The sequence below is a fragment of the Paraburkholderia sp. SARCC-3016 genome (assembly GCF_031119615.1).
Classification (GTDB): Bacteria; Pseudomonadota; Gammaproteobacteria; order Burkholderiales; family Burkholderiaceae; genus Paraburkholderia.
In genome coordinates this window covers 17,351-44,291 of sequence record NZ_JAVHZD010000020.1, presented here as the reverse complement: position 1 = coordinate 44,291, position 26,941 = coordinate 17,351, and the positions used below count along the sequence as shown (strand labels likewise).

Here is a 26,941-nt window from a genome sequence, read left to right as displayed (position 1 = left end):
GCCGCGTAGCGACGCTGCAAGGAGCACATCATGTTCTCATCTGCTCTCTCCGGTAGCTCGGTGCAACCGCCGGACACGCCGCCGGTCCAGCGCGTCGACGAACCGGCGGCGGACGACAGCCGCCCTGATCCGTCGACGCGCACACCGCGAGGGCCCGTGCTGAGCCGATGCGCACCGATGAGAGAGTTTCGCGAATGTCGCGGCGGCGATGCGCTGAAGTCGAAATCGTATTCGTACCGCACGTTCGACCAGTATCGCTATCGAGGCGAGGACAACATCGACTACAGGCCGGCGTGCGAAGGCTGGGTGCGCGAGGCGATGCGCCGCATCGATCGGGGCGGCCGGGCTGCCCCGCCGAGCCTCTATGCGGTCGTTCAACAGATTCGCGAAGACGCGACAAGACGTCCGGACGGAACGGCGGCACAAATGTTTGGCCGCGTCGGCACCTATCAGCGGCGCGCATCGTCGCTTGCGCTGGCGAACCTTCACTTGCGACTGACGGAACGGATCACGCCGGATTCGGACCGCGATTCGACGATCAACAGTGCGCTAGACCACCTGGGCAGCGAACTGCGCGAGCGCGAATTGGCGTTTGTGCGGCTTGCGCTGTATCGCGCGCCGGCTGCCGGCGCGCCGGTTTCAACGCAGAGGCCGCGTGAGATAAATGGACATGCACTGCTCGTGCAGCGGCGCGATCGCGGCGAGTATGCGATCTTCGATCCGAACAACGGCGCGTTTTTGTATCAGAACCAGCGATCGATGCGGGAGGCGTTCGCGGCATACCTGAACACCGCATTCAGGGATCCTGGCAATTCCTTCGAGGCCGAGCCGCAGAGCATCGAGTTCTACAGTCAGTCGGCGTTGCCGCAAGGAGGGCTGCTGCTGCCGCATATGACGAGCGCGCCGTCGCTGCCGGCATCCGCGCTGTCACGCGAAGAGCCCCGCTTGCGCCGTCTGCTTGCCTCCACCGCGCAGGAATCGAACGAACTGTCGGGCGCGGCGCTTGCCGCGGCAGCCGGCGACGCACGCGCCGTCGAAACCGCGTCGCAAGGCGTTGCGCACCTTGCGCTGAGGAACGTCGCGCAGGGCCGCGCGCCGACGCTGATTCAGGCCACCGACGATATCTGGCGCGGACTGTCGGATGAGATGCGCCGGTCCCGCTCGATCGACGAAATCAGCGCCCTGCAGCAGCAGAACAGACAGGGACTGCTGACGGATTTGCCGCATCGGAGCCGGCGACCCGGCGCCTTGCATATCAACGTCGCACCGCGTCTGATTGACGATTTGAGGCATCGCTTTAGCGAACTGCGCGATGTCGAGGACACGCGCGTGCCATATCGCAACGACGTCGCGGAACTGCGTCTGACCTTCGGAACGCCGCCCGCGGCGGGCGGCGCAACGGGCGGCGCCGCGGCGGACGCCTATTCGATCGTCATTCAGCGGCACGGCGTATCCGGCGATTTCCATCACGACCGCTACGAACTCCACGAGCCCAGGAGCGGCGTGTTCCGATACGCGGATTTCAATGCCATGTCCGAAGCATTGGCGAGCGCGATCAATGACGGGTATGCGGACTCGGGCGGCGTCACACATGTCGATACGGTGTATTTCGGTCACTACGACGACGATCAGGCGGCACCGCAAGGACAGGCTGGACAGGGCGCACCATGGCAGCACGAATCGCTGGCTGCGAATATCACGCTCGGCGGCATCGAGCCGCTGCTTGGAATCAACGGAAACCCGTCCCAGACGCCGCCGTTCCCGTCGCCGATTGCGCCGCCCGATTTCGGGCTCGACGAATCGCCCGGCACGCAGCGGCCGCACGTCGATCTGAGACGCTCGACCGAGTACGCACGCGATCCCAAGCCATACGCGCTGTTCCGGCCATCGACCGTCACGCCGGCGGAACTCGAGGCGCGCGGCGGCTTTTCATCGGAGCAGATCGCAATGCGCAACGTGAACCTCGATCTGCACAACTTCGATACCGCATCGAACCTGAAGCTGCTCGATAGCGCCGGCTATCTCGCCACCTTCCGTCGCGAGCGCGCGGCGGTCGCAAAGCTGCCGGACGTCGGCGGCTATATCTATTTCGTGGCGCCGACGCCGAACATGATCGACGTCAATCTGAGCCTCGGCTCGTATGTGCGCAGGCCGGAAAACTTCGAGGTCGCGGCGATGGGCCGGATCGACTATGCGCAGATTCGCGGGTGGCGCGCCGTCAGTCATGGCGTGGCCGGTGCGTTCGTTGCGAACCCGAAATACCGATGGGACGTTTATAACCAGACGCGCACGGCCGGCGCGCAACCGCAGCTGTCGCGGCTGCCGGTCGACAGCGGCGTATGGAATCAATCGGGGTATCGCGCGTTCGTATCGAGAGATAGCCGCGGAGTCGCAATCGGATTCAAACAGGATCTGAACCGGATGCACGCGCAGTTTTACGACAACGCGTGGGAGAAGGTGCGCCGCATTCAGGCGCGGCAGGCGGCGGCCCTCGATTATCGTGGACCGCTGACGATCGACGCATACGGCGGTAACGACACGCAAGGCGTACGCCTTTATATCGACGCCGAGGGCGTGCCGCGGGTGGCCGGCACGCGGACTCCGGCGAGCCGCCATGAGTTCACGATGGGCGACGACGGCCGCTTCCATCTGGCGAGCGATTACAGCAAGGTGTTGCGGGTCGCGAACGATGGAAAAGTGTATCTCGGCGCACTGCCGTCGAAGCCGAACAGCACCAACGGCGTGTTCAACTATGCGAATTCGCAACTCGTGCATCTGGAAGACGGCAAGTATCTGACGGTCGGTGTGATGGCATATCAACCGTTCGTCACGGACGCCAGTGCCGGGCTGCGGTCGCAATGGGCGCTCAGGAGGCCCGATGGCGCACGCGCCACGCCGCCGCAGATCAACGAGCACACGTTTCGAAGACTCACGGGCGGCCAGCATCGTCTTTATCTGTTCGAGACAGATCCGGATTCGGCGCTGCCCGAGACGACGACACATTTCGTGACGAGGGTGCCGGGCAACAGATACGAGGGCAATTTCCTGAACTATGCCGACTGGATACCTTACGCAGATGTGCGCGACACATCGAGGTGGCTGTTCGAGAACAATGCCGCCTGGCTGTTTCCCGACGGCTATTACCTGATGTCGACGGCGCCGGGCCGGCTCACGGCGCACACGCTCGATGGTGTCGAGCACTGGCGGGCCGAATACGATGCCGGGTCCGGCACGGTGAAGTTCGGCCAGAGGACGCTTTCCTCGAGCTACCGGATCAGCGACGACGCGATGGACAGGGTCCGTCAGAAAGAAGCGCGTCGCCAGAAGCTTTCCACCTTGCTGAACTAGCCGTACCCTGGCCGCGCGGACATCGTGGAACAGGCCGTTCGCCGCGCGCGATGAGCGGGCTCGGACGCTTTGCCGTACGATCGTTCCGCCCGCCACGTTCGACGGAGTTGAACATGTTGACCGACGAAGAATTGACGCTGCTCGAAGCGATCCGCGAGAGCGGCAGCCTGTCGCGGGCGGCGGCCCGCCTCGGCAAGGCGCCGTCCACCGTCTCGCATGCGGCGCGCCAGCTCGAGACGCGCTTCGATGCGCTGCTGTTCGATCGCCGCCGCTATCGCCTGCAATTGACGCCTGCAGGCCATCTGCTCGCCGAAGAGGCGGCACGGCTCATGCACGACGTCGCGCGGATGACGCAGCGCGTGCGCCAGGTCGCGAGCGGCTGGGAAGATCGCCTGTGGATAGTCAGCGACGAACTGATGGAATTCGACACGCTGATGCCGCTGATCCACACATTCGATGCACTGCAATCGGGCGTGAAGCTTCGCCTGACGCACGAAGTGCTGAGCGGCACGTGGGAGGCGTTGCGCGACGGCCGCGCCGACCTGATTGTTGGCGCAACCAACGAACCGCCGGCTATTGCGGGGCTGCGCTGGTTCGAACTCGGTGTTGTCGAATGGGTGTTCGCGGTGTCGCCGCGCCATCCGCTCGCTTCGGCCAAAGAGCCGCTCAAGCGTGAGCAGATCTCGAAACAGCGCGCGGTGGCGGTGGCCGATTCGTCGCGCGCGAGCGGCCGCGCATACGGCGTCGTCGGCGGGCAGGCGTCGCTCGCGGTGCCGACCATGCGCGCGAAGATTCTCGCGCAGCGTGACGGCCTCGGGGTCGGCTGGGTGCCGCGGCAGCGCGTTGCGTCGTTATTGAAGCGAGGCGAGCTGATCGAAAAGGAGACGGCCGACCCGCGCGAGCCGAATGTGCTATACGTCGCGTGGCGCGGTGACCAGGAGGGCCGCGCCCTGCAATGGTGGGTCGACCAGCTGCGCCAGCCGCGTCTCGCGAAACGCCTCGTACAGGGCATCGACGCTTTCGTTCGATGAAAATTTCGATGTGCCTTGCAATGAACTGAAACACATTCAGACGCCAATACACCTCGACGTACAGGAAAACCCGGAATAAAACGGATAGTCTGTGCGTTAAGCAGTCAAGCGAACTGACCGCACGTTGCGCCGCCCTTGTGCGTCCATTTCGAACAGCTTTCGTCGCCAACCCTATTTCCCGAAAAAAATACCAATGACGACCCGAATCGAGTCCCGGCACGGACACACGGCGCTTGCGCGCGCCGACGAGCCGACCCAATACACGCGCATCGCAATGGTGCTGCACTGGGTGATCGCGCTGCTGATCATCTGCAATGTCGTGCTGGGCTTGAGCGCGGATTCGCTGCCCGACGATTGGGTGCGACCGGTCATCGATACGCATAAGTCGATTGGTATCACGGTGCTTGGTCTCGCGCTGTTACGCATTTTGTGGCGCGTCTCGCATAAGCCGCCGCCGTTGCCGAACGAGTTTCCGGCGTGGGAACGGATGGCCGCGCATGTTGCGCATTTCCTGCTGTATCTGCTGATGATCGGTTTGCCGCTTTCCGGCTGGGCGCACGATTCCGCATGGAAGGACGCGGCGACGCATCCGATGCAGTATTTCCACCTTTTCGAATGGCCGCGGATCGGCTTCATCATGAATATCGATCCTGCCGTCAAGGAACGGCTCCATCTCCACGACAAGCTCGGCACGGTGCATGCATGGTTCGGCTACGCGCTTTATGCGTTGCTCGCGATGCATGTCGGCGGTGCGTTGAAGCATCAGTGGCTGGATCGACATTCGGTCATCAAACGGATGGTGCCTTGATGTGTGCAGATGTCGTAGTCGAACCGCAGGCGCCGCAAGCGCAGGCCGAGCGCACCGCCAGTACGACTAAGCATTCGCTCGAAGACGCGCTCGCTGCAGTGTCGCCGCGCATCACGCCGCGGCAGGCGACCTGGGCGGGCCGGCTGATTCACGGCGGCGTCACGGCGCTGTGGGTGCTGCTGTTTGCGCGCGCGTTCTTTCTGCATGGCGTGGTGGCTTGGGCAACCGGCATTGCGTACGTGGTTTACGACACGCTGCTGCTGTTCTTCGTCACGATAAAGTCGTGGCCGCTCGCGCAGCGCATGAGGTCGTCGAGCGCGGGAAGCGGACTATCGGAGGCGGGGGCGCGGCGCTTGCCCGAGATGGGCGTCATCGTTGCGTCGCATAACGAGGCGGCCGTGCTGCCCGTGACGCTTGCCGCATTGCTCGAACAGGTCGACGGGCCCGCGCAGATCATCATTGCCGACGATGGTTCTTCCGACGGCACCGAAACATTGCTGACCACGCGTTACGGCCTCGCGACACCGGCGCTCGGCGAACTGAGCGCGCCGAGCAGGCGTTACCCGAATCTGTACTGGCTGCGTCTGCCGCACGGCGGCAAGGCGCGCGCGCTGAACGCCGCGATCGATCGGATGACGACCGAAACGGTGATGACCGTCGACGCGGACACGCTGCTCGCGCCCGACGCGACACGCGCGATGCGCGCGGCATTCGCGGCGAGCGGGACGCTCGTCGCGGCGACCGGCATTCTGGTGCCGATCTGCAGCAAGTCGGTTGGCGGTCGCCTGTTCCAGTGGTTCCAGACGTACGAGTACATGCGCAACTTCATCTCGCGTTTTGCATGGATGCGCGCGGATAGCCTGCTGCTCGTGTCGGGCGCCTTCGCGTCGTTCCGGCGCGAGGCGCTGGTCGCGGTCGGCGGCTTCGATGGTCAGTGCCTCGTCGAAGACTACGAGCTGATCCATCGGCTGCGCCGCTATTCGGTGGACCGCGGGCTCGACTGGGACGTCCGCGTGGTCGGCGACGCGCACGCGCAAACCGACGCGCCCGATACGCTCGCGAGCTTCCTGCGGCAACGGCGCCGCTGGTTCGCCGGCTTCCTCGAAACGCAATACTGGAATCGCGACATGACCGGCAATCGTCGCTACGGCACGCTCGGCATGCTCATGCTGCCGGTCAAGGCATTCGATACGATGCAGCCGGTCTACGGGCTGACGGCGTTCGCGCTGCTGCTCGCGTTCCTGTTCGGCGGCCACGGCGTGATCGTCGTTTCGATCTTCAGCGTGATCTTCCTGAAGACCGCGCTCGATCTCGCGTTCTATATCTGGAGCATCCACCTTTATCGACGCTGGACCGGGCTGCGCGCCGGATCGAGTCTGTGGTCGGCGACGGCCGCGGCGATCGCCGAGCCGTTCACGTTCCAGCTGCTGCGGCACACCGGGGCCGTGCTCGGCTGGTTTCATTTCCTGCGCGGCAGCAAGTCGTGGGGCAAGCAACACCGCTCCGGGCTGATTGCGCCGGGCGGCAAAAACGGACAGTCATGAAGTCATGACGGTCATGCACGGGCCGTACGCATAGAGGCTGTAGGCGCCCACCTCTTTTTCGACATTGACCATTAATCGGCAAGGGCCGCGGTGCGCGATGCACCGCGGCCCTTTTTGTTTGTGGCTTCGCGTCATACGCAGATACCCTGCCCCCAATCACGGTCGTACCGGCTCGCGCGGGCGTTCATTTTCTGGAATTGTCAAAAAGCACCCCGACTTCCGGTAGACTGAGCAGCTAACTCAGTAATTCAATAGAAAGCTCGAGAACTTCGATTTTTAAGTATCCGAAGGCTCGGTCGCTAGAGGAGGGCGGCATACATGCACGCAGTCAGTCCTGTGGAAAGCAGCACAGCCGAAATACCTGCGGGAGCACCGGTGCGCGATTTGCGTCGCGTTCACATCAACCCGGACTACTGGTATCCGCTTGCCTGGTCTCATGAAGTGAAGCGCGGCAAGGCCCATGGCGTGCGCTTCGCCGGCGAGCCGATCGTGCTCGTGCGTACCGAGTCGGGCAGCGTGTTCGCACTCGAAGACCGCTGCGCGCACCGTCAGGTGCCGCTGCACGGCGGCGTCGTCGATGGTGAAGCGATCCGCTGCTGTTACCACGGCTGGACCTATGACTGCACAGGCCGCTGCATCGACGTTCCGTATCTGGGTCGCGAGCGGCTGCCGAACGGCGTGCGCGCGTACCCGTGCCGGGAAGTCGAAGGGCTTGTTTTCGTGTTTCCGGGCAAAGCCGAACTGGCCGAATCGACGCCGCTGCCGCCGCTCGGTTCGGTCGCGAACAGGCAGTACAAGACGCGTCGCTTCGGACGTGAAGTGGCATGCCATTACTCGTTCATGCACGAAAACCTGATGGACATGAACCATCAGTTCCTGCACCGCCGGCAGATGGGCAAGATGCGCGCGCGCTCGCTCGGTCGTCGCCGCGGCGACGACTGGGTCGAGGTCGACTACACGTTCTCGCGCGAAGCGGGCCAGCAGCCGATCGGCGAAGCACTGGTGTTCGGGCAAAGCCGTCAAGGCGCGAAGAAACATAAGGACGTGATGACGATCCGCACGCAGTACCCCTACCAGACGTTGCAGATCCGCACGTCGGAAGGAACGCTCGTGATGGACCTGTGGATCATCTATGTGCCGCTCGACGCCGAGCAGCGCACGAATCGCACATTCGGTTTGCTCTCCGTGAAGCGGCCGAAGCTCGGGTTCCTGCTCGATATGGCGTGGCCGCTACTCGTCTGGTTCACCGAGCGCATCTTCGCCGAAGACCGCTGGATCGTCGAACGCGAACAGGAAGCGCATGACGCGCAGGGCGCGGACTGGAACCATGAGGTGTTCCCTGTCATCAACGAACTGCGCGATCTGCTGCGCCAATGCGGTGCTCCGCCGGTGCGCCGTATCGTGCCGATCGAACCCGTCGAAACGGAAGCGGCCGCGGCGCAGTCTTGCGCGAGTTGAGCGGCGCGCATTGTCACTGCGCACGGCCGCGTTGCGTTATGCTGCCTCCAGGGCGTCCGCGTTCGATGCGCGGATGTCCGCGCTGTCGTTCGAGGAGGCCGCGCCATGTCCGAGGCAACCGAAGGGAACGCGACCGTTCCCGATCTGGAAATTCTTTCGACCCGCACCTTCGACGCGCCGCGTGAGCGCGTCTTCAGCGCATGGACAGACCCCGTGCGCCTTGCCCGTTGGTGGGGACCAAAGGGCTTCCGGAACACCTTCCACGAATTCGAACTGAAGCCCGGCGGAAACTGGCGCTTCGTGATGCACGGACCGGATGGCGTCGACTATAAAAACCACAGCGTATTTGTCGAGATCAGCGAACCGGATCGGATCGTATTCGATCACGTTTCCGGGCCGCATTTCACGGTGATTGTGTCGTTCGACGAAGCCGGGGATAAGACCACGCTGATTTACCGGATGGTGTTCGATACGGCGGCGGTGCGCGATCAGGTGAAAACGTTTGCGCTGAAGGCAAACAAAGAGAGCTTCGACCGGCTTGCGGCCGAGCTGAAACGTGGGGCGGGGCGCTAATCGTAGTGAAAAAAGCTCCCGCGTTGCGTGCGCACGGGAGCTTTCGCCGGCAGTCTGGTTAGCGGCCCCGATCGGGCCGCACCCTCACGCGATCAGAAGCGGTGACGCAAGCCCACGGTCGCAGCTGCCTGATTCTGCGACGACGACAACTGGCTCGCACTGCCCGAGTAAATCGACGCGGCACCCACCTGATCGCCCGTTGCGCGCTGGTAGACGACTTGCGCATAGACGTCGGTGCGCTTCGACAGCGCATAGTCGGTCTGCACACCGACCTGATGCAGATGGCCGACGTTGGTTTTGACACCCGAGACGTTGTAATCGCCGTCCGTGTACGTATAAGCGATGCCGGCGCTCAGAGCAGGCGTGAAATTGTACTTCGCGTTGACTTCGTAGTTGTTCACGTGCGCTGACGAACCTGCCGACATATCGAAGTTGTCCATACGCGACTGCGTCCAGGCCACCCCGACCTGAGCAGGACCGAACGCATAGCTCACACCGACGCCGAATTCACGCTGGCGGAAGCCGCCGGTTGCCGCGTAGATCGCGCTCATGTCCGGATCAGTCGTTGCGCCGTTCGACGTCGCACCCGGGTTGTTCTGCTGCGAGTAAGCGGCGGCGACGCGCAGACCTTCGTACTGGTATGCGGCTCCGAAGCTGTATTCGCGGTTGTTCGCAAAACTGCTCTGATTCGAAAAGCCGTAGGTGCCGCCGAACGTGAAGCCACCATAATTCGCGCTGGCGTACTTGATCGAGTTGTTGACGGGGAAGCCGCCGTTCGTGTTCAGGTTGTCGTTGTTGAACGGATGCGCGAAATACGTGCCGCCCCAGCTGCCGGTTGCGGTGAGCGGCGCGACGTAGTCCTGCATCGCATCCCACTGGCGGCCGAGCGTGACGGTGCCGTAGTCGCTCGACAGACCGACGTACGCCTGACGGTTGAACAGCGAGCCGTCGTTCGCGAGCCTGCCGTTGTTGATGTCGAAGCCGCTTTCGAGGTTGAAGATCGCCTTCAGACCGCCGCCCAGATCTTCAGAGCCGCGCAGGCCCCAACGGCTTTGATCGATACCGCTGCCGATGGCCGCGCGCCCGCTGCCGTCGACATTGTTCGTATAGGTGAAGCCCGCGTCGATCAGGCCATACAGCGTGACGCTGCTTTGCGCGTGAGCGAGCGGAACGAATGAGGCGGCGACGGCCGCGACGATCAGGGTCTTTTTCATCTGAGCTTCCTTCCTTCGGTGTTCTGTGGATCACGCGTCGGCGCCGGAAGCCCGGCACGCAACGCGTGCAGCCGGTCCATGACAAGGCCGGTCCATTCCCTGTCTGGGGAACGCCACGCAGTATAGGTAGGCTCCCTAATCATTCTTTCTCGAACAATTGGCAATTAATTCTTGCTGATTAGGAAATAGATCGATAAATGAACAGTAGGGTTTTGTTTTTATTCGGCTTGTTCATCTCAAATAAAGACAGGTTTATTTTCGAGATTGAATGGTGCGTTGTTTGATGGCAACGCCGGATCGACAAGAGCCAATGGATAATAGAATTTATCTCGAAAAATTAAAAAGTTGGAGACACTTTTATCCTGCGGATTTGTCTTGATGGATACGATTATGAATTAGGGATTGAGTAAGAAATGTCCTATCCCGTTTGGCTAATTGAAATGTCAAAAAGAATCGTCAATCATGTGAACCATTAAAGCTCGAATTGACTTTTTTTCTATTCGTACGGATTTTCGTCATTCGGCTTTAAGGCTTCCTGCGTTATCGTTTCCACGCGTTTGCAGGATCCGGTATCCGCTTGCTAGACTGCCGTCGCTAGCCGAAAGCAGGCCGGCGCGTGCGCGACGGCAACCGTTGCAATGACGTTTTCATCGGAGGTTCCATGGCTTATATGCTGCTCATCGTCGAGCCGGTCGATCAGCGCGAAGAACGCGGGGAAATCGCCGGACGCGAGGTCTTTGCCGAAATGGTGCGGTATCGCGACTCGCTGAAAGAGCGCGGCGTGCTGATTTCGGGCGAATCGCTGACCACCGCGAAGAAGGGCAAGCGCCTGCAGGTACAGGACGGCAAGGCGCGCGTTGTCGACGGTCCGTTCGCCGAAGTGAAAGAAATGATCGGCGGGTTCTTTTTGCTGGACTGCGAAACGCAGGATGAAGCTCTCGCGCTTGCGGCCGAATGCCCAGCCGCTCGGTGGTGCACGATCGAAGTGCGCAAGCTGGGGCCTTGTTTCCAGTAGCGTCAAGGCACGGGGCATAGTGCTTCGTCGCTCATGCCGGTTGCGCCGTCGAATCGAGGGTTTTCCCTGGCGGGTCCGTCGCGTTTCGAGTGTCGATCCGGTCATTGCTGCTTCGTCGTGCAGGCAAGGAGTCGCCGAACAATCGGGTTTGCGCGGCTCTTTGCTCTGCCAGCACAAATCGACAAACAAGGAGAAACGGCGATGCGATTCATGATCATGGTGAAGGCAAACGCGGACAGCGAAGCCGGCAAGATGCCGGATGAAGAACTGATCTCCGCAATGGCGACTTATCACGAGGAACTCGCGAAGTCGGGCGTACTGCTCGACGCGAGCGGCCTGCAGCCCACATCGAAGGGTTGGCGCATCCGCTACGACAACGGCCGGCGCACGATCATTGACGGCCCGTTCGCCGAGACGAAGGAGCTGCTCGCCGGCTACACGCTGATCCAGGTGCGTTCGCGCGAAGAAGCAATGGAGTGGGCGCGGCGCTTTCCGGCACCGTTCGGGGAGCATGCCGAGGGTGAGATCGAAGTGCGTCAACTTTTCGGGCTCGACGATTTCGAACCGAGCCCGTCGATGGATCGTTTCCGCAAACTCGAAGGCACGAACCATTGAAGTCGCCCAAATCCGACAAAGCCATTCAAGCGAGGTGCACGATGCACAAGCAGATTTACCTGAACATCGCGGTCGACGATCTCGAGCGCTCCAAATCCTTTTTCGCGAAGCTCGGCTTCACGTTCGAGCCGAAATTCACCGACCAGAACGCCGCCTGCATGATCGTCGGCGAAAACATCTTCACGATGCTGCTGACAAAACCATTCTTCGGCAACTTCACGACGAAGCCGCTCGCCGATGCTTCGACGAGCACCGAAGCGCTGATCTGCCTGTCGTGCGAGAGCCGCGCCGAAGTCGACGGTCTGGTTGCAAAAGCGCTCGCAGCGGGCGGTTCGGTGCCGCGCAAGCCGCAAGACTACGGCTTTATGTACAGCCACGGCTTTGAAGACCTGGACGGCCACATCTGGGAGCTTGCCTACATGGACCCGAATGTGCCGATGCCGGACCAGGCGGCAGCGCCGGCTGCGCCGGACGCTCGTTGAGGCCGGCCGTGTCGTCGGCCGCGACGCATCGTGCGATCGAGGCGGTGTGGCGGATCGAAGCCGCGAAGGTTATTGCGCACGTCGCGCGCATCGTGCGCGACGTCGGCGTCGCCGAAGAACTGGCGCAGGATGCGCTCGTCGCCGCGCTCGAACACTGGCCCAAAGCAGGCGTGCCCGACAACCCGGGAGCGTGGCTGATGGCAACCGCAAAAAACCGCGCGCTCGACCGCTGGCGCCAGGAGGCGCTGCACGCGAGGAAGCGCGAAGAACTCGGCCACGACCTCGACGCGCTCGAGGCGCACCTCGTGCCCGATTTCGTCGATGCGCTCGATGCCGCGCGTCAGGACGACATCGGCGACGATCTGCTGCGGCTCATGTTCACCGCATGCCACCCGGTGCTGTCGACCGATGCACGCGTCGCGTTGACGCTGCGGCTCCTTGGCGGCCTCACCACCGACGAAATCGCGCGCGCGTTTCTCGTACCTGAACCGACCATCGCGCAGCGCATCGTGCGCGCGAAGCGCACGTTGTCGGCCGCGAAGGTGCCGTTCGAAGTGCCGCAGGCCGATGCGCGCGCAGCGCGGCTCGCGTCGGTGCTCGAAGTGATCTACCTGATCTTCAACGAAGGCTATGCGGCAACGGCCGGCGACGACTGGACGCGTCCCGCGCTTTGCGAGGAAGCGCTACGGCTCGGGCGCATACTCGTCGGACTCGTGCCCGACGAAAGCGAGGCGTATGGTCTTGCCGCGCTAATGGAGATTCAGGCATCGCGTCTTCGCGCGCGCGTCGATGCGCAAGGCAAGCCGGTGCTGCTGCCCGACCAGGACCGCAGCCGCTGGGACCCGTTGCTGATCCGCCGCGGCCTCGCCGCGCTCGAGCGGGCCGAATCGCTCGGAGGCGGCAGCGGCGTCTATACATTGCAGGCCGCGCTGGCCGCGTGCCATGCGCGCGCGCATACCGCCGACGAGACCGACTGGGAACGCATCGTTGCGCTCTACGACGCGCTCGCGCAAGTCGCGCCGTCGCCGGTTGTCGAGTTGAATCGTGCGGTGGCAGTCGGCATGGCATTCGGTCCGGCCGCCGGACTCGAGATCGTCGATGCGCTTGGTGAGGATCCGCTGCTCGCGCATTATCACTGGCTTCCGAGCGTACGCGGCGACCTGCTTGCCAGGCTTGGCCGGCGCGAAGAAGCGCGCGCCGAATTCGAACGCGCGGCGGCGATGACGCGCAACGCATGCGAGCGCGACCTGCTCCTCGAACGCGCGCAGCAAATGAGCGGCGGCACGCACTGAACAACGCAGCGACGGAACGCAAACGCATGGACGAACCGTGCGGAAGCACCGGGCAGGCCGCGCTAGCAAGAGCAGCGGCCTGCCACCTCCACTACCGGTTCTCCTCTCGCCCTCGCTGCCCGTCGCATTCCCGCTCGCTCTCCGCATCACGGCGCCGCTGCTTGGGCGCATCGTCCTGATCGGCATTGTCCGGCCGATCCTCGACAAACGGCGAATCGGTGTCGGTGCCGCCCGAGCGCAGTGCGTCGCGCGCGGCCTCGGCGAGCTGTTCGTAATGCTTGCGAAACCGCGTCAGATCCTTTTCATCGAGCTCTTCGAGATCGAGCAGCGCGTTATGCGCGCCGGACAGCGCGCGTATCAATTCGTCGAGCTTGATTTGCATCGCCGCGGTGTCGCGGTTCTGTGTGTTCTGGATCAGGAACACCATCAGAAACGTGACGATCGTCGTCGACGTATTGATGACGAGCTGCCACGTGTCACTAAAGTGAAACAATGGCCCGCTCGCCCCCCATACGACGACGAGCATCACGGCGATGACGAACGTGACGGGCCTGCCCGCCATCGTCGAGAGCGCGGTCGAAAATCGGGAGAACCAGTTCCTGGTCACGAGACACCTCTTATCAGCAACATGGATCGGTAAAGCCGATTGGCGAACCCCATCGGCGACACACGCTTTGCACATTGCGTGCCAGACCGTAGATTGCGGCGCGGCATCGCCGCGTTGCGCAGCCGTACAGAAATTTCCGCTTGCTCATGTCGATCGGGCGGTGGCTTACTCGTCGTCGTGATGAAGCCACGGTGTCCGGTGACGCTTCGCCACCCTATTCATTTGTCGATAGACAGGAGCCACGACTATGTCCAAGCCAGCCACGAGAACCATCCCCGAAGGCATGCATTCGCTGACCCCGCATATCGTCTGCGCCGGCGCGGCCGACGCGATCGAGTTCTACAAGCAAGCGTTCGACGCGGTCGAGCAGGTCCGTATGCCTGGGCCCGGCGGCAAGGTGATGCACGCATCGCTGAAAATCGGCGATTCGACACTGATGATCGCCGACGAAATGCCCGAGTGCGGCGGCGGCCTCGGCCCGAAGGCGTTGAAGGGCTCGCCCGTTACGATTCACCTCTATGTCGACAATGCCGACGCAACCATTGCGCAGGCAGAGAAGGCCGGTGCGAAGGTCACGATGCCCGCTGCCGACATGTTCTGGGGCGACCGCTACGGGCAGCTTGAAGATCCGTTCGGGCATCGCTGGTCGGTCGCAACGCATAAGGTCGATCTGTCGCCTGAGGAAATGCAGGCGGCGATGCAGGAAATGATGAAATCGCGTCAGTGAGCGGCCACACGCTGGCACTAAATGTGTAAGAGCGGCGCGCGAGGTGAACGCCGCCGCCCCAGGCAGGCAAAGGAGTGTCAATGGACAAGATTGCCACATGTCTCTGGTTCGACGGTCAGGCGGAAGAAGCGGCGAAGTTTTACGTGTCGGTATTCGGTAACAGCCGGATCGTCGAGACGTCGTACTACAACGACGCGATTCCAAGCAAGGCGGGCGAAGTGCTGACGGTGACGTTCGAGCTCGAAGGGCGAGAGTTCGTAGGCCTCAATGGCGGCCCGCAGTACACGTTCTCGCCGGCCATCTCGATGTTCGTCAAATGCGAAACGCAGGCCGAGGTCGACACGCTGTGGGACAGGCTCGTCGAAGGCGGCGCGCCGGTGCAATGCGGCTGGCTGACCGATCGCTATGGGGTCTCGTGGCAAATCGTGCCGACCGTCATGCTCAGAATCCTCCAGGACAAAGACCGCGAAAAATCGAAGCGCGCCATGGAAGCGATGATGAGCATGGTGAAGCTCGACATCGCGGCGCTGGAAAAGGCGTATGCGGGCTAGCGCCTATCTAGCCGCTATCTGGCCGCTCTCAACAACGCATCCAATGCAAATGAAGCGGCCATCACTGCTCAATTGCGGCACCACGGCGTCGCCCCGAGCGCAACGGACATAAACCATCGTTTATATGCAGCGCAGAAAATCCCCGGCATAATCAGCGAACCGATCCATAGTCGTTTGCATCTCGCGAGGTTGCACCTTCAGCGGACGGGCCCGGCATTTCGCGCCGGCACGTGTCGCAGTTTTTTCATAAAGATCGGCGGTATATGACCGCCCGATGAAAACCCCCACAACTTGAAGCATCGCATTGCCCGCGCATCGGCTTGTGGGCGAGCGGGCAGTGCGCCCGCTCTTTATCTGCCGGCGCGCGGTCCTCGTCAGTAGTCTTTTCACCAGCACGGAGCTTAACGATGAATACGGTCACGACCAAAGACGGCGCTCAGATCTTCTACAAGGATTGGGGCAGCGGGCAACCGATAGTCTTCTCGCATGGCTGGCCGCTCGATGCCGATGCGTGGGATCCGCAATTGCTGTTTTTCGTGCAACAGGGCTTTCGCGTCATTGCGCACGACCGCCGCGGTCATGGCCGCTCGTCGCAAACGGCGAACGGCAATGATATGGATACGTATGCGGACGATCTCGCCGCCGTCATCGAACATCTCGACCTGAAAGATGCCGTGCTCGTTGGTCACTCGACGGGAGGCGGCGAAGTCGCGCATTACATCGGCCGTCACGGCACGAAGCGTGTCGCGAAGGCGGTGCTGATCGGCGCGGTGCCGCCGCTGATGCTGAAAACCGAAAAGAATCCGGGTGGCCTGCCGAAGGACGTGTTCGACGGCATTCGCGAAGGCGTCGCGGATAACCGTTCGCAGTTCTATAAGGACCTCGCGCTGCCGTTCTTCGGCTACAACCGTCCCGGTGCGAAAGTCTCGCAAGGCACGATTGACGAGTTCTGGCGCCAAGGCATGAGCGGCGGCATTGTCGGTCAGTACGCGTGCATCCGGGAGTTCTCGGAAGTCGACTACACGGCGGATCTGCAGAAGATCGACGTGCCGACGCTGATCCTGCACGGCGACGACGACCAGATCGTGCCGATCGACGCAGCCGGCCGCATGTCGGCGAAAATCGTGAAGAACGCGACGCTGAAGGTGTATCCGGGCGCGCCGCATGGCATGTGCTCGACGCAGGCCGACAAGGTGAACGCCGATCTGCTCGAGTTCATCAAGGGCTAAGCCGGAGCGTGGCCGCAACGCGGTGTATGTGAAACGAGGCGCGAGTAGCGCCTCGTGAAGGCCGCTAAAACGCGCTTCAGCGTAAAGCCGTAACGTGCGCGGCGCCGCGTTGCGCCTCGATCAATTCCGCAAGTTTGCGTCGTTGCACGCCGCCCGCATCGAAGTTCTCCGGCTCGAGCCATGTGTCGAACGCCGTGCGAATCGCGGGCCATTCGCTATCGATAATCGAAAACCACGCCGTATCGCGATTGCGCCCGTGAACGACGATGGCCTGGCGGAAAGTTCCCTCGAACGTGAAGCCGAAGCGTAGCGCCGCACTGCGCGACGGCGCATTGAGCGAATCGCACTTCCATTCGAAGCGGCGATAGCCGAGCGTGTCGAACGCGTAGCGCATCAGCAGATAAATCGCCTCGGTCGCGGCGCGGGTTTTCTGCAGCAGCCGCGAGAACGTGACGAAACCGACTTCGATCACGCCATTGGCCGCATCGATGCGCATCAGCGCGAGCGTGCCGACCGCCTTGCCCGTGGCGGCATCGATCACCGTGTAGTGAAACGGGTCCGCCGTGGCGGCGACGCGCGTGAGGTGCGCGCGGAATGCGTCGAACGACTCGAACGGTCCCGCGCTCAGATAGGTCCAGTCGCGTGCATCGGGCGCTTGCCCATATGCGTCGTACAGTTCGTTCGCATGCCGCTCGACGTCGAGGCGCTCGAGCCGGCAATAGCGGCCCATCAGCGTCGTGCCGTCGGGCTTCGGCACGCCTTGCCAGTTCGTGACGGGCAAGCCGATCGGCTGACCGAATTCATTGGTTCTCTGCTGCACTCTGTTCTCCTCGACGGCGCCGGCCGTGAAGCCGGCGCTTGCGTGATGTGATGCCGAGACAGCAGTATGCCTGCAACGCCAGCCGGAGCGGAATGCTTAAAGCTGGATCATTCCGCCATCGATGACGATCTCGGTGCCGACAATAAAGCCCGATTCCGGCGACGCCAGATGCAGCACCGTCGACGCGATTTCGCTCGAATTGCCGAAGCGGCCAAGCGGGATCTGATTGCGCAGTTGCTCCCTCGTGTCGTCATCGAAACCGAGCTTGGTATGAAGCGGCGTCGTGACCGGGCCCGGGCTGACCACATTGACGCGCGCGCCGCGCGGCAACAACTCGGCCGATAGCGTCTTTGCCAGCGAGATCAACGCGGCCTTGCTCGCGGCATAAACCGACGACGACGGCATGCCGATGTGCGCATTGATCGACGCATTGAGCACGATCGACGCGCCCTTTTTGAGCAGCGGCGTCAGTGCCTGAATCTGGAAGTACGGACCTTTGACGTTGATGTCGAACGACTCGTCCCACATCGATTCCGTTACGTCCGCAAATGCAGCGAACTTCGCGACGCCGGCATTGATGAACACCGCGTCGAGCCGTACGTCGTCGTTGGCAAGATGCTGCGCAAGTTCGCGCGCTCCGGCCGCCGAGCCCGCGTCATTGCGGATCGCGAGTGCGGTTTCGCCGAGCGTCAGCGCCGCCGCTGCAAGCGAAGCCTCATCGCGACCGGTGATGATCACACGCGCGCCTTCGGCGGCGAAGGCCTGTGCAGTGACGAGACCCATTCCGCTGTTGCCGCCGGTCACGAGTACGGTTTTTCCTTCAAAGCGATTCATGATGTTCTCCTATGAACATGCGTTCGGTGTGAAGGGAATTGTGGTCTTTGCGACGTCGAATGCCGTACGAACAAGGGGTCGATTACATTCGAAAAAATTGCACATGTTTGCCGGCGCTGCATGTCGACCCGAACGCGCCCGAGCGTCGGCCCGGATCTTCCTTCAGCCCGTGAGCTCATCGCAAACGCGACCGGTTCCGCACGTACAATGCATACTGGCAGCAGTGGTGTAGCACCCGTGATGACCGACGAACCGAAAGAGGGACGACATGGAAATTGATCCGACCGAGTGGTTTCCGTTAGACGAATACAAGCCGGTGCGTGAGGGATGGTACGAAGTGCAGCTGGCGAGCGGCGAAACCGCGTTTGCGCGTTTTGCCGAGGACGAGTGGACTGAAAAGCCGCTGCTCGTTTTTACGCACTGGCGCGGCTTGAGCAAAGACCCGGCGACGAGCGGTGGTGAAACTGAAAGTATCGGCGCCGAAGTGGCGGCGGCCGAGGGCGTGCGGGCGGTCTGGAACGCATTTTTCCCGGGGGCCGGCGGCGATGCGCACAAGCCGCTCGAATCGTCGCACGACGAGCAGCCGACCAACGGGCCACATTGACCGGCGCAGTGCGCGCCGCACTGCTGTAACGGCGCCGGCAGGCGCGTACAGCGGGCCCGGAACCTCGATGTGGAGCTAATCCCGCGGGATCCCGCGGAGCCGCCGCTGCGCCGCGCGGCCGTTTCAAACCCGATCGGTCGCAGCGCGGTCTTTGTCTTGTTCTTGCGCTTGTGCTTCCCGCGGCGGTGCCGTGCGCAGCAGGAACGCGCCGAGCGCCGCGGCCAGCGCGGCGAAGATCGCCCCGCACAGAAACGCGACGTGATAGCCGTCCGTCAGTGCCGTGTGCATATCCTGCGTCGCGCCAAGCTCGCCCGTTTGCGCGGCCGCGAGGCTGGCGAGTACCGCCAGACCGAGCGCGCCTCCCATCATGAACGACGTGTTGACGATACCGGACGCAAGTCCGGAATCGCTCGGCTCGACGTCGTTCATCGCGGCGAGCAGCACGGGGTTGAAGGCGACGCCCGCGCCGATGCCGAGCAGCACCATGCCGGGCAGCACGTCGACTACGAACTGGCCGGCGACCGGCGCGCGCGCAAACAGCAAAAGCCCGATCGCCGCGAGCAGCAGACCCACGCCTATCGGCCGGCGAATACCAAAGCGCATCACGATGCGCGCGGAAAGTCCAAGCGAAAAAACCGCCATGATCAGATTCGCGGGCAAAAACGCGAGTCCGACCTGAAATGGCGCATAACCGAGCACGCGCTGCATGTAGAGCGCCGAGATAAAGAACCACGCGAACATCGCCGCGGCCCACAACACGCCGATCGCATTGGCCATCGACACGTTGCGCATCCGGAACAGCGCGAGCGGCATCAGCGGATGCTGCACACGCGTTTCGATGACGAGGAACAGGGCAAGCAGCGCGATCGCAATGCCGATGAAGCCGAGCGTCTGCGCGGACGTCCAGCCCGCTTCGTTGCCGTTGACGATCGCGTAGACGGCGAGCATCAACGACGCCGTCACCGTGATCGCGCCTGCAACATCGAGCCGCTCGCCGTGCGCATGGCCGCGGCCCGCGGGCAGCAATGTGACGCACAACGCATACACGGCGATGCCGATCGGCAGGTTGACGAGAAAGATCCAGTGCCAGCTCAGCAGATTCGTCAGCAGCCCGCCGAGCAGCACGCCGATGCTGCCGCCGCCCGCGCAGACGAAGCCATACACGCCCATCGCTTTCGCGCGCTCGTCGGGTTCGGTAAACAGGTTCATGATCAGCGACAGCGACACCGCGGAGACGACGGCGCCGCCGAGACCCTGCACCGCGCGCGCGCAGACGAGCATCACCTGCGAGTTGGCGAGCCCGCAGCCGAGCGACGCCAGCGTGAACAACGTGATGCCGGCGAGAAACAGCCTGCGGTGTCCGTAGAGATCGCCGAGACGGCCGCCTAGCAGCAGAAAGCCGCCAAACGTAAGCATGTATGCATTGACGACCCACACGAGCGACGTTTCGGAGAAGCCGAGATCGGCTGCAATCGAGGGCAAGGCGACATTGACGATCGTCGTGTCGAGCACGATCATCAGCACGCCGAGGCAAAGCACGACGAGTGCCAGCCAGCGCGTGCGGCCTTCGATATTGTGGGTCATGCGACGGTCTCCATTCGTTATGCGTAATTCTTCGTGCAATGGAAAACCGACAGTCTATTACCGGGTGTGTGTCGTCTTCAACCGGCGCGCAAAGGGTTTCGGACCCACTACTTCACCGCACCGAGCGCAAGCCCTTTGACGAGATAGCGCTGGAGCCACGCGAACACCACCGAAACGGGCAGCGTCGCACACAAGGTGGCAGCCATGACGAGCTGCCATTCGACCGTGTACTTGCCCGCCACCATATCGGTGACCTGCACGGTCAGCGTCTTGTTCTCCGGCGAGCGGATCAGCGTATATACGACCGCGAACTCGTTCCACGCATTGATGAACGTGAAAATCGCCGTCACCACGATAGCCGGCACCGCGAGCGGCAGAAACACCTTGAACACCGCGCGCGTCCGGCTGCAGCCTTCGAGCCACGCCGATTCTTCGAGGTCGCGCGGCACCGTCTGGAAGTACGAAGACAGCATCCACACCGCAAACGCGATATTGAACGCCGCATATGACACGATGACGCCGATTTTCGAATCGACGAGATTGCCGTCGCCGTACGGAATCATCGCCGCCAGCCGGAACAGACCGACCACCAGCAGAATGGGCGACAGCATTTGCGTGACGAGCAGGAACTGCCGGTACACGCTGCGGCCGCTAAACGGAAAGCGCGCGAGCGCATAAGCGGCGGGCAGGCTGACCGCGAGCGCGAGCAGCGTCGACAGGCAGCTGATTACCGCGCTATTGCGCAGCGCGACGCCAAAATTCGCGGCATCCCACATATCGACAAAGTTCTGCCAGTGCCAGTGCATCGGCAACCACCGCGCGGGATAGACGAATACTTCCGGCGCGGGCTTCAGGGCGGTGAAAAACATGACCGCGAACGGAAACAGCACGACCACGACGAGCGGCGACAGCGCGAGCCAGCACCACAACGAGCGTTTCATCTTCGTGTTCATGCGGTGTCTCCTTCTTTCTGCGGCTGCATGCGCAGATATGCGATCGAAAACACGAACAGCATCACGAGCATGATCAGCGACACCGCGGCCGCCTGACCCGGCCGGCCGAGCCGGAAGCCGAGTTCGTAAAGATAGGTGACGAGAATATGCGTGCCGTTGTCGGGGCCGCCTTGCGTCATCACCCAGATGATCGGGAACGAGTTGAACACGTAGATCACGTTCAGCAGAATCGCCATGTTGATAAACGGCCGCAGCAACGGCAGCGTCAGCTGGCGGAATTGCTGCCAGGCGCTTGCACCGTCGATGCGCGCGGCTTCGTAAATATCGCCAGGCACCGAAGACAGACCGCCGAGCAGGATCGTCACTGTAAACGGAATGGACACGAGAATGCCGACGGCGATTTCCACCGGAAACGCGAGCTCGGGCGTCGCGAGCCAGTGAATCGGGCCGCCGATTAAACCAAGGCGCTGCAGCGTGACGTTGACCATGCCGTAATCGTCGTTGAAGGCCCAGCGCCAGACCACGGCGGTCATCGTCAGCGACACGGACCACGGCAGCATCACGATGGTGCGCGCGACGCCGCGGCCGTAAAAATCCTGGTTCAGGATCAGTGCGACGGGCACCGAAAGCAGCACCGTGCCGCCGACCACGCATGCGGTCCACACGAGCGTGCGGCGCGTTGCATCGAGAAACACGGGGTCGGTGAACACGGCGTAGAAATTCTGCAGCCCGTTGAAATCGCGAATCGCGCCGAAGCGCGACACCTCGTGCATCGACTGATACACGATGTTGAAAATCGGGTAGCTGATGATGAACAGCGCGAGGATCAGGCTAGGCGCGATCAGCAGCCACGGCGTGGTCATGCGCGGCGAAACGGACCCTGAAGCGCGCAGCGCGGCGGGTGCGGAAGCGGAGGCGGGGCGGCTCATGCGTGCTCGTGTTCGGTCAGAAAAGCGCCGGCCGCGAGGCCGGGTACGGCGTCACCCGCGCCGCCGGCGAGCGGCGGCGCGGGCTTGAGGGCGTCGACGCCGCGCGCGTCTGGTAGAACGTGACGCGGCATCATGGCGGGCAGGCTTGCTGGTCCCGCGCTTATTGGCCCAACGACTTATCGGCTTCGTTTGCCGCCTGCTTCAGCGCATCGGCCGGCTTCGCCTTGCCCAGATACACCGCTTGCATCGCGTTCGTCACGGCCTTCGCGGTGTCTTCCCAGCCCGTGATCGTCGGCGCGAAGTGTGCGGTCGGCAGCAGGGCGATGAACGCCTTCGTGTCCGGATCGGCGAATGCCGGGTCGGCCGCTTCAGCCTTCGTCGTCGGCAGGAAGCCTTCGGTGCTCGTGAACTCGACGCGCGGCTCCTTCGTGAACAGATAGTCGAGGAATTTCCACGCGCTCTTCTTCACCTTCGAGTTCTTGAACATCACGATCGAATCGGTCACGGCGTAGGTCGCTTCCTTCGTCCCGACCGGCAGCGGATCGATGCCGTACTTGAGATTCGGCGCTTCCTTCTTGATCTGCTTCGCGAGGAACGGCGCGGAAATCACCATCGCGACGCGGCCCTGCTTGAAGAGGTTCTGCACATCTTCGCGGCTATAGCCGGTCACGCCCGGTTGCGTGAGGCCTTCGTCGATCATGGTCTTGTAGAGCGTCGCGGCCTTGATGCCGGCCGGCGAATCGAACGCGGCCTTGCCCTTGCTCACGACGTCCCCGCCGTTGGTCCACAGTGCGTAGTAATAGTAGACGTCCGTTTCGATTTCCTTGCCCTGCAGGCCGAAACCGGCAATGCCCTTCGCTTTCAGCTTCTTCGACGCGTCGATCACGTCGTTCCACGTTTTCGGGCCGTTCGGGTAGCCGACGCTCGCGAGCAGGTCCTTGTTGTAGTACAGCGCGCGTGCCGAAGCGGCGATCGGCAGACCGTAGGTCTTGCCGTCGATCTGACCCGGCGCCAGGAACGGACCGATGAAGCGGTTCTTGAAGTTCGCGTCCATGTAGCCGTCGAGCGGCTCGGCGACGCCGTCCTTCACGAAGTCGAGCAGCCAGCGCGTGCCGACGATGGCGAGGTCGGCGTTCGCATTACCGGAGATGTCCGTTTGCAGCTTCTGTTGCAGCGTGTCCCAGTTCACGTCTTCGATCTTGATCGTGGTGCCGGGATTTGCCTTTTCGAACTGGCGCGCCATTTTCTCGAAGTACGGCGCCGTCTGATCGCTGTAGTGGGCGACCGTGACGCGGACCGTATCGGCATGCGCCGCTATGGCCATTCCTGCAAACGTGAGCGCCACGGCAAGCTTGCCGAGCGTGAGGGAAGCACGTGCATGCAACGACATTTCTCTCTCCTGGGTGGTCCGCTGCCGTCGCCGGCCGCTTTGGGTTGAATTGTTTGAAAAAATCCTACAGGACGAAAAAAATGTTGTCACGTAGGGATGCCGATAATTTTTTGACGCCGTATCGTTTGCATAACATCCTGTAAAAATGGGCTTTTTTGTAGCGATGCGGGTAAGCCACGAGGCGTATGGGTGCGGTGGCTACAGAGGGCTTACGAAGCGTGTCGGCGTCTCACATGTTGGAAATTTACATGGCATCGAATACGATGCATGCGGCATAAAATGCACAAGGACGGACGATGAAACGTGTGGTGTTGGTGACAGGCGCATGCGGCGGCATTGGCAGCGTACTAACAAAGCGCTTCGTCGAAGCGGGCGATCACGTGCTGGCGCTCGATCGCAAAGCGGAGTCTCTCGCAGCGCTCGCGAACGGGTTCGGCGCGGCGCATGTCACGTCGCTCGCGGTCGATACCGGCGACGCCGACGCAGTGCGAGACACGGTTGCGCGCGCAACTGCCGCGACCGGCCCGGTCGATGTGGTCGTCGCGAACGCGGGCTCGGCCGAGGGCCTGACGCTTGCGAAGACCGACGCCGCGACGTGGCAGCGCGACGTGCATTCGAATCTGAATGGCACGTACCACACGGTCGAGGCGGTGCGCACATCGATGATCGAGCGGCAGCGCGGCGCGATCGTGCTGATCGGCTCGGTCAACGGCATGGCGATGCTCGGACACCCGGCGTACAGCGCGGCAAAGGCCGGCCTGATCAGCTATACGAAGGCGCTCGCAGTCGAACTGGGCCGCTACGGCATTCGCGCGAACATCGTCTGCCCCGGCACCGTGAAGACGCCGGCGTGGCAGGCCCGTGTCGACAAGAATCCGCAGGTCTTCGAAAACCTGAAGAAGTGGTATCCGCTCGGCGACTTCGCGACACCCGATGACATCGCGAATGCGGTGCTGTTTCTCGCGTCGCCGCTCGCGCGCGTGATTACCGGCGTGGCGCTGCCGGTCGACGGCGGCCTGATGGCGGGCAACCGGCTGATGGCCGAGGAATTGACGCTCGAATCGCTTTGAGCGGGCGGCGCGACAGCCGTGGTAGATGCGAACAGGCGCAGGCGGCAGCAAAGATGCGGCAGGAAGCAAAGGCAAAACCGGGCTGACAACGACGAGGACAGCATGGCAGCAGTGCAATTGAGCGGCATTTACAAGCGATATGGCGACACCCAGGTCGTGCACGGCATCGACCTGCATATCGACGACGGCGAGTTCGTCGTGCTGGTCGGCCCGTCGGGGTGCGGCAAGAGCACGCTGATGCGAATGGTCGCGGGCCTCGAGGAAATCAGCGGCGGCGAGTTGACGATCGGCGGCACGCGCGCGAACGCGCTTGCACCGCAGCAGCGCAATATATCGATGGTGTTTCAGAGCTACGCGCTCTATCCGCATCTTTCGGTGTACGACAATATCGCGTTCGGCCCGCGCATCCGCAAGGAATCGGCGTCGGCGTTCAGGCCGCGTATCGAAGCGGCCGCGAAAATGCTGAACCTCGGCGGCTATCTGGATCGCCTTCCGCGTGCGCTGTCGGGCGGCCAGCGGCAGCGCGTCGCGATGGGCCGTGCCGTCGTGCGCGAGCCTGCGCTGTTCCTCTTCGACGAACCGCTGTCGAACCTCGACGCAAAACTACGCGTGCAGATGCGCACCGAAATCAAGGCGCTGCACCAGCGGCTCAGGAACACCGTGATTTACGTTACGCACGATCAGATCGAAGCGATGACGATGGCGGACCGCATCGTCGTGATGAACGCGGGGCGCATCGAGCAGATCGGGCGTCCGCTCGAGCTGTACGACCGGCCAGGCAATCTGTTCGTCGCGAGTTTTCTCGGTTCGCCGTCGATGAATTTCGCAGAAGGCGAAGTCGTGGCCGGCGACGGTGGGCTGACGCTGTTGCTTGCCGACGGCGTGCGCATTCCGCTGACCGGTCAGCCGGTGCAGCCCGGCGCGAAGGTGACGCTCGGTGTGCGGCCCGAGCATGTCGAAACGGGCGCTGCGCAGGAGGGCATTCCGATGACGATAGAAGTGATCGAGCCGACCGGCGCGGAAACGCACCTGTATGGCAAGGTAGGCGGCACTACGTGGTGCGTGACGACGCGCGAGCGCGCGGCGCTCGAGCCCGGCCAGCGCATTACGCTGCGGCTGCCGCTCGAACACCGGCATCTGTTCGACACGGAGAGCGGACGCAGGATTGCCTGACGCCATGCGCCGCGCGTGCTGGCGTTGTACAGCGGGCGCCGTGGCGCCGATTTGCTGACCTTGAACCCAAGAGGACCATGCGGGTGTCCGCAGCGAACCTGATTCCCCATATTCGCGATGCGTTGCCGTCGCTGCGGCCCGCCGAACGCAAGGTCGCCGACATGGTGCTGGCCGACGTCGACTTTGCGATGCGCGCGAGCATTACCGAGATCGCGCAGCGCGCGGAAGTCTCCGAACCGTCGGTCACGCGCTTTTGCCGCGCGGTGGGCGCGCATGGCCTGCGCGACTTCAAGATGCGTCTCGCGCAAAGCGCCGCGGGCGGAATGCCGTACGAGTCGCAGGCGGTTGCGCGTAACGACGATATCCAGACGCTATTCGACAAGGTAGGCGAAGCGGCGATCGAAGGGTTGAGTCACGCGCGCAGCGCGCTCGATCCGGTTGCGGTCGAAGCAGCGCTCGCCGCGCTGACGAGCGCGCGACGCGTCTATTTCTTCGGCGTCGGCGCGGGCTCGGGGCTCGTGGCGCAGGACGCCGCACTGCGCTTGCTGCGCCTCGACCTTGCCGCGAGCGCATTCACCGATGCGCATCTGCAACGGCTATATGCGGGCCTGATGGAGCCCGGCGACGTTGCGTTCGCGATTTCGCATTCCGGACGCAGCGTCGAAGTGAACGAAAGCATCCAGATCGCGAAAGAGCGCGGTGCAACGACGATCGCGCTGACCAACGTCGGATCGCGGCTTGCGTGGCTCGTCGATATTCCTTTGCTGCTGCGCGCGCCGAACGCGGTCGAGCCGCATACGCCGGGCGTGTCGCGCCTCGTGCACCTTTGCATCGTCGACGCGCTCGCGATCGGCATTGCGCTGCGGCTCGGACCGAAGACACTCGAGAAGATGCGCGAGGCGAGCGCCGCGGTCGAGCGAACCTCCGCTGCGCGCACCGATCCGTCCGATTCGTCGTATTGACGCGCCACCGGTTTTTGACAACTGGACAAGCGCTCGCATTACTCAAACAATCCATATTACAAGCATAAACACCATTCCGACGCGATCCCCATCCCCGTCATTCCGCACTCGCGGACCGCGCCATGGCA

Annotated in this window: 26 protein-coding genes; 17 read left to right on the top strand and 9 right to left on the bottom strand. The window is 62.8% G+C overall.

What is annotated here, in order from left to right:
* The first annotated feature begins 30 nt into the window (after positions 1-30).
* The 6 genes from QYH69_RS20510 (at position 31) to QYH69_RS20485 (ending at position 8,762) form a co-directional block, all read left to right on the top strand.
* Positions 31-3,348: an enterotoxin A family protein gene (locus QYH69_RS20510; RefSeq protein WP_308833636.1), complete on the top strand. Its 3,318-nt coding sequence runs from the start codon at positions 31-33 to the stop codon at positions 3,346-3,348.
* Between the two features lie 113 nt (positions 3,349-3,461).
* The gene (locus QYH69_RS20505; RefSeq protein ID WP_308833635.1) at positions 3,462-4,379 is read left to right on the top strand and encodes a LysR family transcriptional regulator; all 918 of its coding nucleotides are present in this window, start codon (positions 3,462-3,464) and stop codon (positions 4,377-4,379) included.
* A gap of 193 nt (positions 4,380-4,572) precedes the next feature.
* Positions 4,573-5,187: a cytochrome b gene (locus QYH69_RS20500; RefSeq protein WP_308833634.1), complete on the top strand. Its 615-nt coding sequence runs from the start codon at positions 4,573-4,575 to the stop codon at positions 5,185-5,187.
* Positions 5,187-6,731 carry a glycosyltransferase family 2 protein gene (locus QYH69_RS20495; RefSeq protein WP_308833633.1) on the top strand — a complete coding sequence of 515 codons (1,545 nt, stop codon included), beginning with the start codon at positions 5,187-5,189 and terminating at the stop codon, positions 6,729-6,731. The genes QYH69_RS20500 and QYH69_RS20495 overlap by 1 nt, the downstream gene beginning before the upstream one ends.
* Before the next feature lie 318 nt (positions 6,732-7,049).
* On the top strand, positions 7,050-8,189 hold the full coding sequence (locus QYH69_RS20490) for an aromatic ring-hydroxylating dioxygenase subunit alpha (RefSeq protein ID WP_308833632.1): 1,140 nt from the start codon (positions 7,050-7,052) through the stop codon (positions 8,187-8,189).
* A gap of 105 nt (positions 8,190-8,294) precedes the next feature.
* On the top strand, positions 8,295-8,762 hold the full coding sequence (locus QYH69_RS20485; RefSeq protein WP_308833631.1) for an SRPBCC family protein: 468 nt from the start codon (positions 8,295-8,297) through the stop codon (positions 8,760-8,762).
* 92 nt (positions 8,763-8,854) lie between these two features.
* Here QYH69_RS20485 and QYH69_RS20480 read toward each other — a convergent pair whose 3' ends face one another.
* Positions 8,855-9,976 (bottom strand): porin, encoded by a 1,122-nt coding sequence (locus QYH69_RS20480; RefSeq protein WP_308833630.1) that lies wholly within the window; start codon positions 9,974-9,976, stop codon positions 8,855-8,857.
* Between the two features lie 661 nt (positions 9,977-10,637).
* Between QYH69_RS20480 and QYH69_RS20475 the strand changes: the two genes are divergently transcribed.
* From QYH69_RS20475 to QYH69_RS20460, 4 genes are all read left to right on the top strand, one after another.
* Positions 10,638-10,991 carry a YciI family protein gene (locus tag QYH69_RS20475; protein ID WP_075159403.1) on the top strand — a complete coding sequence of 118 codons (354 nt, stop codon included), beginning with the start codon at positions 10,638-10,640 and terminating at the stop codon, positions 10,989-10,991.
* A 201-nt stretch (positions 10,992-11,192) separates the two neighbouring features.
* The gene (locus QYH69_RS20470) at positions 11,193-11,606 is read left to right on the top strand and encodes a YciI family protein (RefSeq protein WP_308833629.1); all 414 of its coding nucleotides are present in this window, start codon (positions 11,193-11,195) and stop codon (positions 11,604-11,606) included.
* A gap of 41 nt (positions 11,607-11,647) precedes the next feature.
* The gene (locus tag QYH69_RS20465; RefSeq protein ID WP_308833628.1) at positions 11,648-12,088 is read left to right on the top strand and encodes a VOC family protein; all 441 of its coding nucleotides are present in this window, start codon (positions 11,648-11,650) and stop codon (positions 12,086-12,088) included.
* Positions 12,089-12,096: 8 nt separating this feature from the next.
* Positions 12,097-13,380 carry an RNA polymerase sigma factor gene (locus QYH69_RS20460; RefSeq protein WP_308833627.1) on the top strand — a complete coding sequence of 428 codons (1,284 nt, stop codon included), beginning with the start codon at positions 12,097-12,099 and terminating at the stop codon, positions 13,378-13,380.
* Positions 13,381-13,471: 91 nt separating this feature from the next.
* Here QYH69_RS20460 and QYH69_RS20455 read toward each other — a convergent pair whose 3' ends face one another.
* Positions 13,472-13,942, bottom strand: a complete 471-nt coding sequence (locus QYH69_RS20455) for a low affinity iron permease family protein (protein WP_374992464.1) — start codon at positions 13,940-13,942, stop codon at positions 13,472-13,474.
* 292 nt (positions 13,943-14,234) lie between these two features.
* On the opposite strand from QYH69_RS20455, the gene QYH69_RS20450 reads away from it, so the two are divergent.
* From QYH69_RS20450 to QYH69_RS20440, 3 genes are all read left to right on the top strand, one after another.
* Complete coding sequence (locus QYH69_RS20450; RefSeq protein ID WP_308833625.1) at positions 14,235-14,714, top strand: VOC family protein; 480 nt, start codon at positions 14,235-14,237, stop codon at positions 14,712-14,714.
* An 80-nt stretch (positions 14,715-14,794) separates the two neighbouring features.
* Positions 14,795-15,265 carry a VOC family protein gene (locus QYH69_RS20445; RefSeq protein WP_308833624.1) on the top strand — a complete coding sequence of 157 codons (471 nt, stop codon included), beginning with the start codon at positions 14,795-14,797 and terminating at the stop codon, positions 15,263-15,265.
* A gap of 407 nt (positions 15,266-15,672) precedes the next feature.
* Positions 15,673-16,494: an alpha/beta hydrolase gene (locus QYH69_RS20440; RefSeq protein ID WP_308833623.1), complete on the top strand. Its 822-nt coding sequence runs from the start codon at positions 15,673-15,675 to the stop codon at positions 16,492-16,494.
* Positions 16,495-16,570: 76 nt separating this feature from the next.
* Here QYH69_RS20440 and QYH69_RS20435 read toward each other — a convergent pair whose 3' ends face one another.
* Positions 16,571-17,314, bottom strand: a complete 744-nt coding sequence (locus QYH69_RS20435) for a GNAT family protein (RefSeq protein WP_308833622.1) — start codon at positions 17,312-17,314, stop codon at positions 16,571-16,573.
* A gap of 96 nt (positions 17,315-17,410) precedes the next feature.
* A complete protein-coding gene (locus QYH69_RS20430; RefSeq protein ID WP_308833621.1) occupies positions 17,411-18,148 on the bottom strand; it encodes an SDR family oxidoreductase in 738 nt (245 codons plus the stop codon).
* Positions 18,149-18,416: 268 nt separating this feature from the next.
* Between QYH69_RS20430 and QYH69_RS20425 the strand changes: the two genes are divergently transcribed.
* Positions 18,417-18,752, top strand: coding sequence for a hypothetical protein (locus QYH69_RS20425; protein ID WP_308833620.1), 336 nt, complete (start codon positions 18,417-18,419; stop codon positions 18,750-18,752).
* A 123-nt stretch (positions 18,753-18,875) separates the two neighbouring features.
* On the opposite strand, the gene QYH69_RS20420 is transcribed toward QYH69_RS20425, so the two are convergent.
* From QYH69_RS20420 to QYH69_RS20400, 5 genes are all read right to left on the bottom strand, one after another.
* Positions 18,876-20,336, bottom strand: coding sequence for a DHA2 family efflux MFS transporter permease subunit (locus QYH69_RS20420; protein WP_308833619.1), 1,461 nt, complete (start codon positions 20,334-20,336; stop codon positions 18,876-18,878).
* Positions 20,337-20,443: 107 nt separating this feature from the next.
* Positions 20,444-21,289 (bottom strand): carbohydrate ABC transporter permease, encoded by an 846-nt coding sequence (locus QYH69_RS20415; RefSeq protein ID WP_075159391.1) that lies wholly within the window; start codon positions 21,287-21,289, stop codon positions 20,444-20,446.
* Entirely contained in the window at positions 21,286-22,218 is a 933-nt protein-coding gene (locus QYH69_RS20410) for a carbohydrate ABC transporter permease (protein ID WP_075159390.1), read from the bottom strand. Before QYH69_RS20410 ends, QYH69_RS20415 begins: the two co-directional genes overlap by 4 nt.
* On the bottom strand, positions 22,215-22,352 hold the full coding sequence (locus tag QYH69_RS20405; protein ID WP_308833618.1) for a hypothetical protein: 138 nt from the start codon (positions 22,350-22,352) through the stop codon (positions 22,215-22,217). The genes QYH69_RS20410 and QYH69_RS20405 overlap by 4 nt, the downstream gene beginning before the upstream one ends.
* Before the next feature lie 26 nt (positions 22,353-22,378).
* Positions 22,379-23,608, bottom strand: a complete 1,230-nt coding sequence (locus tag QYH69_RS20400) for a sugar ABC transporter substrate-binding protein (protein WP_308833617.1) — start codon at positions 23,606-23,608, stop codon at positions 22,379-22,381.
* Positions 23,609-23,904: 296 nt separating this feature from the next.
* On the opposite strand from QYH69_RS20400, the gene QYH69_RS20395 reads away from it, so the two are divergent.
* The 3 genes from QYH69_RS20395 to QYH69_RS20385 all read left to right on the top strand — a co-directional run bounded on the left by QYH69_RS20395 (position 23,905) and on the right by QYH69_RS20385 (position 26,813).
* On the top strand, positions 23,905-24,678 hold the full coding sequence (locus QYH69_RS20395) for an SDR family oxidoreductase (RefSeq protein ID WP_308833616.1): 774 nt from the start codon (positions 23,905-23,907) through the stop codon (positions 24,676-24,678).
* 102 nt (positions 24,679-24,780) lie between these two features.
* On the top strand, positions 24,781-25,851 hold the full coding sequence (locus QYH69_RS20390; protein ID WP_308833615.1) for a sn-glycerol-3-phosphate ABC transporter ATP-binding protein UgpC: 1,071 nt from the start codon (positions 24,781-24,783) through the stop codon (positions 25,849-25,851).
* A gap of 83 nt (positions 25,852-25,934) precedes the next feature.
* Entirely contained in the window at positions 25,935-26,813 is an 879-nt protein-coding gene (locus tag QYH69_RS20385) for an SIS domain-containing protein (protein WP_308833708.1), read from the top strand.
* The last annotated feature ends 128 nt before the right edge of the window (positions 26,814-26,941 follow it).